Source organism: Massilia sp. P2_C2 (genome assembly GCF_056404615.1).
Genome location: NZ_JBFUDR010000293.1, coordinates 1 through 7,890, shown reverse-complemented (window position 1 = coordinate 7,890; position 7,890 = coordinate 1). Strand labels below are relative to the sequence as shown.

Sequence of the window (7,890 nt, the reverse complement as noted above, 5' to 3'; positions counted from 1 at the left end):
GTGTATCCGGCGCCGCGATCCACCTGTGGCACGACGCGACCAACGTGGTCATCACCAATAACACGGCGACCACGTCGAGCTTCGGCATGGTGGTGGGCGGCGGCGACTTCTATCACTCGACGGCCGGCGCGAACAATATCTTCGTCGCCAACAACATCGTGTACGACAACCAGTACGGCATCTCGGAGCAGGGCAAGACCGGTACGTCCAACCAGTACAAGAACAATCTCGTGTACAAGAACACGACGTACAACATCTCGCTGCGCAATGGTCTGGTAGCCACCGCGACCGTCAGCTCGGATCCGCTGTTGAAGGCCTATTCGCGCACGGTGACGACGCCTGACTTCCACCTGAGCACCAGCTCGCCGGCAATCGGCCGCGGCATCGCGACCAACGCCTACCCGACCGACCTGGACGGCAAGCCGCGCAACAGTACGACCGGCTACGACATCGGCGCCTACCAGCACTGATCGTCGCTACCCGCCGTGCTGCGAGCACGGCGCAACGGAGCCCGCATGCCTGAACTGGTTTGCGGGCTTTTTCTTTATCTCTGTGCTGAGCTACCTCAACGAAACGCTTGCGCTGCCCGTGGATGAGGGATTGGTCCGCCCGATATAGTCGGCTGGAGCGCGCCACCTCTACCCATGAACAATAAAACCACCTATTTCTACCTGCTCGACGCGATCCGGGGCGCGGCTGCGCTGATCGTCCTGGTCCGGCACACGTCGTATTTCTTCGGCTGGGCGCTGCCGATGAGTCACCTGGCGGTCGACCTGTTCTTCATGCTGAGCGGGGTCGTGATCGCGAACGCCTACGAAGTGCGCCTGCAGGCGGGCCTGCCGGCGGGTCGCTTCATGCTGATCCGGCTCATCCGCCTGTATCCGTTCTACCTGCTCGGCAGCGTACTCGGCCTCGCGCCCGTGCTGGCGGCGCGTTCGGGCCTCGCGGCCGAGGGCTTGCAGGGCGATCTTTCGTGGACACTGGGCGCCGCCATGCTGATGCTGCCGACGCTGTCCGGGGCCGACCTGTATCCCCTCGATACGCCGGCCTGGTCGCTGTTCTTCGAACTTGTCGCGAACCTGTTCTACGCACTGATCCTGCGCAGCCTGAGCGGCAGGCTGTTATTGATCCTGATCCTGTTGTGCGCGGCCGGTCTGGCGCTGGTGCTCTGCGTCACCCCGGGCCACAGCCTGCATGGCGGTTTTTCTCCCGCCACGATGCCTGTGGGGGCGTTCCGGGTCGGTTTTTCGTTCTTCGTCGGAGTTGCGCTGTACCGGCACGGGCACGGTGTCCGCAATGCCGCCTTGTCGGCAGGCGACAGCGCGCGCATGCATGCGGTCATCCTGGTCGGCGTCGTGGTGGCGTTGCTGGTCGCCAGTCCCCCGGCCTCGTTGCGCGCCGTCTACGAACTGCTTGCCGTGACCGCGCTGTTCCCGTTGCTGATCGGCCTGGCGATGCGCTGCCCGCTGTCCGGCAGCGGCGCTCGCTGGGCGGCCGTGCTCGGTACGCTGTCCTACCCGGTCTATGTGCTGCACGTCCCCGTAGCGCGCACGCTGAACGGGGTGCTGGGCAAGGGCTTGCACATGCCGGTCGAGCATTGGGCACCCTATGCCGGCCTCGTTTTCCTCGCGCTATTCCTGCCGGCCTGCCTGCTGGCCGACCGCTGGTACGACGGGCCGGCGCGTGCGCGCCTGGGCAGTCTGCTGCTGCCGAAGTTCAGCAAGCTGCCGGGCCAGAGCGGATGAGTGCCCATGGCGCGATGCTTGTCAGGTATCAGCGTAGCGATGAATCGTTTGGCTACAGTGAACCATCTCCCTCACCGCGGCAATGCCATGTCCACGTCTGCGCCCACATCTGCTCGCGAGTCGGCCACCGGTGCCGCGCCTCCGGATTTCGATTCCGCCTATTTTCGCCGCGCACTGTCGCAATTCGCCACCGGGATCGCGGTCGTCATCACCCGCGCGCAGGACGGCGAGGCGCATGGGCTGACCGTGAATTCGTTCACCTCCGTATCGCTCGAACCGCCGCTCGTGCTGTGGAGCCTGGCGAACAAGGCACGCAGCATGCCCGCGTTCATGCAGGCGTCGCACTACATCGTCAATGTGCTGGGCGAGCACCAGGCCGGGCTGGCGCTGCGATTCTCGCAAAAAGTCGATAACCGTTTCGAGGCACTCGCGTTCGACCTGTCCCGCACGGGCCTCCCGATCCTGCACGGCGCCGTGGCGTGGTTCGAGTGCCGCAACCGCAGCCGCTACGAGGAGGGCGACCACGTCATCCTCGTCGGCCAGGTTGAACGCTGTCACGTGAATGTCCAGGCGCGGGCGCTCGGCTTCCATGGCGGGYGCTTCGTGGCGATCCCTTCTTCCGGAACCCAACCATGACTCGCAACGTCCTGACCTTCATCAATCACGCCTGTTTCGAGATCCGCACGGACGACGCGCTGCTGCTCGTCGACCCGTGGCTGGAAGGCGCCGCGTTCAATCACGGCTGGAGCCTGCTCGACCAATCGACCAGCAATGCGGCATTGATCGCCCGGCTGAACGAGTCCGGACTGCCGGTGTATATCTGGTACTCGCATGAGCATCCCGATCATTTCTCGATTTCGTTCCTGAAAAAATTCAGGGAAGACTTCCGCGGCAAAGCCTGCTTCCTGTTCCAGGAAACGCTGGACAAGCGCGTGCTCGGCTTCCTGCAGCGCAACGGCCAGCAGGTGCGCGAATGCCGGACCGGCGTTCCGGAGACGCTCGCGTCCGGCTTGCGCATCACCGTGTTTCCCTATAGCGAAGGCGATTCGTTCAGCCTGATCGAAGCGGGCGGCAAGACTGTGTTGAACCTGAACGATTGCGTGATCAATACCCGTGAGCAGTGCAGCTGCGTCAAGGCGGCGCTCGACGAGATCGCGCCGCGCATCGATGTGATGTTCACGCAATTCGGCTACGCGAACTGGGTGGGCAACCCGGACGACCCGGCGCGGCATCGGGCCGCTGCCGCCGAGAAGATAGAACGGATTGCCTTGCAGATCGAAACGTTCGCACCGGCGTTGGTCGTGCCGTTCGCGTCCTTTGTGTATTTCAGCGCCGCCGAGAATGCCTACATGAACGCGGAACAGAACGCACCGCACGTGGTGTGCGGCGCGCCGGGCCTGGCCGCACACGCGCACCTCATGCGCTTCCTGAAACCGGGCGACACGATCGATCTCGCGGCCGATACCCCGGCGTCGTTGCTTGCCATGCACGAGCGCGCGCTGGCGCATTGGCGCGGCCTGATCGAGGCCGGATTCCGGCTACTCCCGGAACAGCCGCCGGCGACGCTGGCCGAGGTCCAGGCCGCGTTCGCATCTTACCGCGACACGGTGAACACGAACCTGAAGGGCCTGCCGCGCCTGCTCGAATGGACGGGACGCATCGCCCCGCTGACGATCCACATCGCCGACTTGCACAGGACGCTGCGTTTTTCCTATCGCCAGGGCGCCACGGAACTGGCGGACGATGCGGCCTGCGATGTGATCCTGACATCCAGTAATGCGATCTTCCTTTTCAAGAACGAATATGGTTTCGATACGACCCAGGTCAACGGCCGATTCCGGGTAGCTCGCGTCGACGCCACGCGCGTATTCAGCCGCTTCTTCCTGCCGCAACGGATGGGCAAGAACGGGTATGACCGGCGCCATCCACTGTTGACGCTGCGCTACCTGGTCAACAATGCGCTCGCACGCGCCGGGCGACGCATGCAGGTGGTCTGGCGCTAGGGAAGGGAGGTCAGTCGTCCAGTGGCGCCGTGATCTGTGGCCCGTCTGCGCCGGCGCGGTTGACGGCCGTGCTGACCTTGTACCATTCGAAGGCATCGGCAGGCACGGCAGCATGGCGCGCGAGTTCGATGGCCTGCAGCGGGGACAGATTCGGGTCGAGCCACAGCTTCGCATCCTCGGCCTCCAGCACGACGGGACGGCGGTCGTGGATGTCCAGCATGCCGCCCGAGGCGTCGTCCGTGACGATGACGAAGCCCGCTTCGGCCCGGTTTTCCTCGAAGGTTCCGAAGTTGGCGACGGCCAGCATGAATAGCGGCCCGTGGTCCTTGCGGTGGATGTGCCAGGGCTGTTTATGACCTTTTTCGCCTGTCCATTCATACCAGCCCTCGGCCGGCACGATGCCGCGCCCGTTCTTGACGAGCCGCGACCAGTAGCGGTTGGCCAGCTTTTCCAGGCGCGCATTGATGACGATGGGCACTTTACCTTCGGCCCATTTCGCGCGGTAACTCCAGAACACGTCGTCCACGCGGTGCTCGCCGTCCTGCACATGCATGACAGGCCGATACGTGCCCGGCGCCGCATTCGTCGTCGGCCTCGACTCGCTGTCGAACACGGCGTCAGTCCAACCGATCAGGTTGGCGTAATGGCGCGCCGTCTGGCTTTGGTCAAATCGTCCACACATGGGATGATGGTAGCGCAGATGGCGGACGGCGGTCGTCCGCTAGGGCGGGCGTGCGGGGCGACCAGCGCCAGGCCGACAGGCACGCAGCCGATGCGCGGAAGAGGTCGACGGAAAGGATCCGCTCCATGAGCAGTTTTATTGGGCACGGATGTGTTTCGTGTGCGACATTGATCTGTGCGAAACGTCATTGCCGACTAGAAGTCGATAGGATGCAGCGCACAAATTTGTTAAACTTGGTTTTATTTCCTGTGCGCAATTTCGCGCGCCTGTGCCAAGTTCCGTGCAATGCTTGGCTTATTTGCACGGTCAGCCCATCTTGCCGGTTCCGATTTGATCGCCATACTTTTTCTTCTCGTCACCACTGCATTGTCTGCGATCATGCTGATGGTATTGCGTTCGCTGGCACGCAGCGGCGTGGACGGCGTACGCGCGTGGACGTGGGCCAATGTGCTGGCGATCGCGGCATTGCTGCTCTTCGCGGGCCGTGGCCGGATTCCGGACGTGCTGTCCATCGACGTCGCGAACCTGCTATTCCTGGGCGCGCCCGCGTTGATGCATGCCGGTTTCGTGCGGCATTTCGGCCGCCCCGTACCGAGGCGCGCGTTGACGGCGCTGTTGGTCGCGTCGACCGTGGCGTTAGCCGTATTCCATTACGGGGTGGATGCCATGGCGGTGCGCGTCGCGCTGTCGTCCGTGTTTCACGGTAGCGTGTACCTGATCATGGCTTGGGGCCTGCGGCCGGGAAGTGAGACCGGAGAATCCCGCTACCCGGTCCGCTTCGCGTTCGGCGCTGCATTGATGCTGGTGATGGCCCACACGGTGCGCGCCGTGCTGTATGCCGTGCAGTACGACGCCCGGGTGACAATGTTCGATATGTCGCCCGTCAATCTCGTCTGCTTCGCCCTCGGCACGCTGGCGCTGCCGGGGCTGACGCTGGGCGCCGTCATGATGGCGAATGCCGGCCTGATCCGACAGGCGCGTTACACGGCCGAGCACGACCACCTGACGGGCGCCTGGTCGCGCCGGGCGTTCTTCGACCAGGCGGAGCGGGCGCGCGTGCATGCCCAGCGCGAGGGCGATGCGCTATCGCTGTTGATCCTCGACGTCGACCACTTCAAAACCGTCAACGATACGCACGGTCACGCGGTAGGGGACCAAGTACTGGTCGACCTCGTGGCACGCACCGTCGCCGTGCTGCGCGGCGAAACGTGCGCCCGCCTGGGCGGCGAGGAATTCGCCGTGCTCTTGCCGCGCACCGATGCGGACGCCGCTGTGCGTCTCGCGGACGACCTGCGCGGCGCGCTCGAACGGGCGGGCGTGCCCGGATCCGCAGGCGTGATCGTGCGCTACACGGTCAGTGTGGGGGTGGCCAGTCTCGATGCCGGGGAAACGCTGGCGGGCCTGCTGCAGCGGGCTGATGCGGCGCTGTACTCGGCCAAGCGGGCAGGGCGAAATCGGGTCGCGGATGCGCGCGTGATCGTGACGGACGACGCGAAGTCGGCCTGAGCGGGTAGATCGGCCGAATACGAAAAGGGAACTTGTTCAAGGTATGTCTGACTGGTGAATTTCGCGCCAGGTCACGCCAATCCGCAATCGCTACAGAAACCCTTTGATCGCATGCCGATGCCTGACTTCGGCATGACTGGGAGGAGGATCAAGCGTCAAATGTTGCTCCAACTGCTGCCATTGGCGTCCAGGTAAATCCCATGCGTTGGGCCTGCGCCCAAAGCCGGGCGCGGCCTGTCTGAAATGAGCGGGCTTGGGACAGCATGATCGTTAGCTGAATCAGGCACTCCCTCCAGCGATATGTCCCTTCAAACTGGAAATTTGGCCCAGTTCCTATGCCGTCCGCATCGATTCTGACTGTGCACTGCAATGTGCGGTTGCTTAGATCGAATCAGCCTCATGCGGGCACGCCACCATCTACTTTGCCGATTCGACGGAACGCGGCGCTATTACCTTTTCCTCGCAGTCAATTGCGGCCCGGCTAAATGGCCCGTTTTGAGGTGTTGCCATAACGGCAGACAAAAAAGAGAATAGTTCTTTAACAAGTGCCTGCTAAATTGCAATACTTGTTTTAGAGTTCACTTGGTTTGTTGAGTAAATACGGCCTGAAAAACCAACTTGCGGCTGTGCGGAAGTCCCCGACGCCCACCAAGATTCACGTTACGCGAACTCTGGTTGGCGCGCAAGGCCGCGCTGACGCTGGTTTGCGCGGCATAACATTTCCTGGTGCAGCGTCGTGCGTAGCTGATATTGGTTTGTAGTGCTTTTTACACGTGTCGATTGTCGCTAGCGAAGTGCTGATTACTTAACTCTTGATTGAAAATCCTAACAACGATATGAAAAAAGTCTTTTCTCGCCTCGTCCTTTTGGCGACCTGCTTTTTCGTCTCTCAACAGGCTTCAGCAGATTATTTTTGCCAAGTTAATGTCATTAATGTTCTGGTTTATGCAGATGGCAGTCTGAACGTCCTGCACAGCGGTCGAGGCGACTATACATATATGTGCAACTTGAATACAGAACGTCAAGGCGTCAGTCCGACGACTTGTGCCGTATGGTTTGGTCTTCTTGAAGCCATCAAGAAGAAAAATGGCCTCGCTCAAATCTATTTCAGCGGTACTGGAAGTTGTTCAACTTTGCCTATCTATGGGAATGCTCCAGCTCCTTTGTATATTGGAGACGTAACGCAGTAATTTGTCGTTCGCTCGGCATCGGATGCAAGTGCGCGGAAAGTCGGCAATCGGCTGGTCGCGCGTCGTTCCCTCATCGCCACATTTGGGCTGCAATCGTCATCTGACGAGCCATCGTGCGCATTGATAAGACAGGACGCGGGAATAAGTAGTCCGCGAACGTGCACGTCGGGCTTGCGGCTTTCCGGACTAGCGCCTGCGCGCTCGGCACGTCGAATAGTTCCCGCGAAAAACGGAAGAGTAATTCTTTCGCTAGTGCTTGCCAAAATGCAACTTTTGCCTTAGAGTTAACTTGGGCCGCTGAAAAAATACGATCTAAAAAACAGGCCTGCGGCTTAAATCGAGGGTTGAGCGGCAATATATCGAATTTTGTGAAATCGTATCGTTCGATTCAACATTTTTTATATTTTTGGTGATTTGCCCGTTGCGGTAACAGTTTTTCTTAATTAGTCCATTCACCGTCATGTACCTGGGCCGCAATCAGCTGGGTTGCGGCAGGTTTGTGCCGGTATGGGTGAAGGCTTGAATAATATTGAGGTCCAGGGCGTGCTCAAATTCTTGAACGTGACAGCCAGAACGATGCGTCGTATGTCTGCGCGAACCATTCGCGGTAGTGTGCTGCTGTTTTCGATGTTCGTGGCGGGTTCCGCCTGTGCGCAATTCGCGGTGTCGGACAGCGGTACCGCGACCTACAAATATGATCTGACGTTGCCGCCGGGCGCAGGGGGAATGACGCCGTCATTGAGTCTCTCCTACGCGGCAGGCTC

Annotated in this window: 8 protein-coding genes; 7 read left to right on the top strand and 1 reads right to left on the bottom strand. The window is 61.1% G+C overall.

Annotated features, from left to right (window positions below; genetic code table 11):
• From AC1DYX_RS25000 to AC1DYX_RS24985, 4 genes are all read left to right on the top strand, one after another.
• Nucleotides 1-470, top strand: a 470-nt coding sequence (locus AC1DYX_RS25000; protein WP_477263900.1) for a choice-of-anchor Q domain-containing protein, incomplete at its 5' end; no start/stop codon positions are given.
• A gap of 174 nt (nucleotides 471-644) precedes the next feature.
• Nucleotides 645-1,745 (top strand): acyltransferase family protein, encoded by a 1,101-nt coding sequence (locus AC1DYX_RS24995; protein WP_477263899.1) that lies wholly within the window; start codon nucleotides 645-647, stop codon nucleotides 1,743-1,745.
• An 87-nt stretch (nucleotides 1,746-1,832) separates the two neighbouring features.
• The gene (locus AC1DYX_RS24990; protein ID WP_477263897.1) at nucleotides 1,833-2,381 is read left to right on the top strand and encodes a flavin reductase family protein; all 549 of its coding nucleotides are present in this window, start codon (nucleotides 1,833-1,835) and stop codon (nucleotides 2,379-2,381) included.
• Nucleotides 2,378-3,748 carry an MBL fold metallo-hydrolase gene (locus AC1DYX_RS24985; protein WP_477263895.1) on the top strand — a complete coding sequence of 457 codons (1,371 nt, stop codon included), beginning with the start codon at nucleotides 2,378-2,380 and terminating at the stop codon, nucleotides 3,746-3,748. The genes AC1DYX_RS24990 and AC1DYX_RS24985 overlap by 4 nt, the downstream gene beginning before the upstream one ends.
• A gap of 10 nt (nucleotides 3,749-3,758) precedes the next feature.
• On the opposite strand, the gene AC1DYX_RS24980 is transcribed toward AC1DYX_RS24985, so the two are convergent.
• Nucleotides 3,759-4,430 carry an SOS response-associated peptidase gene (locus tag AC1DYX_RS24980; RefSeq protein WP_477263893.1) on the bottom strand — a complete coding sequence of 224 codons (672 nt, stop codon included), beginning with the start codon at nucleotides 4,428-4,430 and terminating at the stop codon, nucleotides 3,759-3,761.
• Between the two features lie 378 nt (nucleotides 4,431-4,808).
• Here AC1DYX_RS24980 and AC1DYX_RS24975 point away from each other — a divergent pair, with 378 nt between their 5' ends.
• The 3 genes from AC1DYX_RS24975 to AC1DYX_RS24965 all read left to right on the top strand — a co-directional run.
• Entirely contained in the window at nucleotides 4,809-5,936 is a 1,128-nt protein-coding gene (locus tag AC1DYX_RS24975) for a GGDEF domain-containing protein (protein WP_477263890.1), read from the top strand.
• 836 nt (nucleotides 5,937-6,772) lie between these two features.
• A complete protein-coding gene (locus AC1DYX_RS24970; protein ID WP_477263889.1) occupies nucleotides 6,773-7,126 on the top strand; it encodes a hypothetical protein in 354 nt (117 codons plus the stop codon).
• Nucleotides 7,127-7,633: 507 nt separating this feature from the next.
• Nucleotides 7,634-7,890, top strand: a 257-nt coding sequence (locus tag AC1DYX_RS24965) for a hypothetical protein (RefSeq protein WP_477263888.1), incomplete at its 3' end; no start/stop codon positions are given.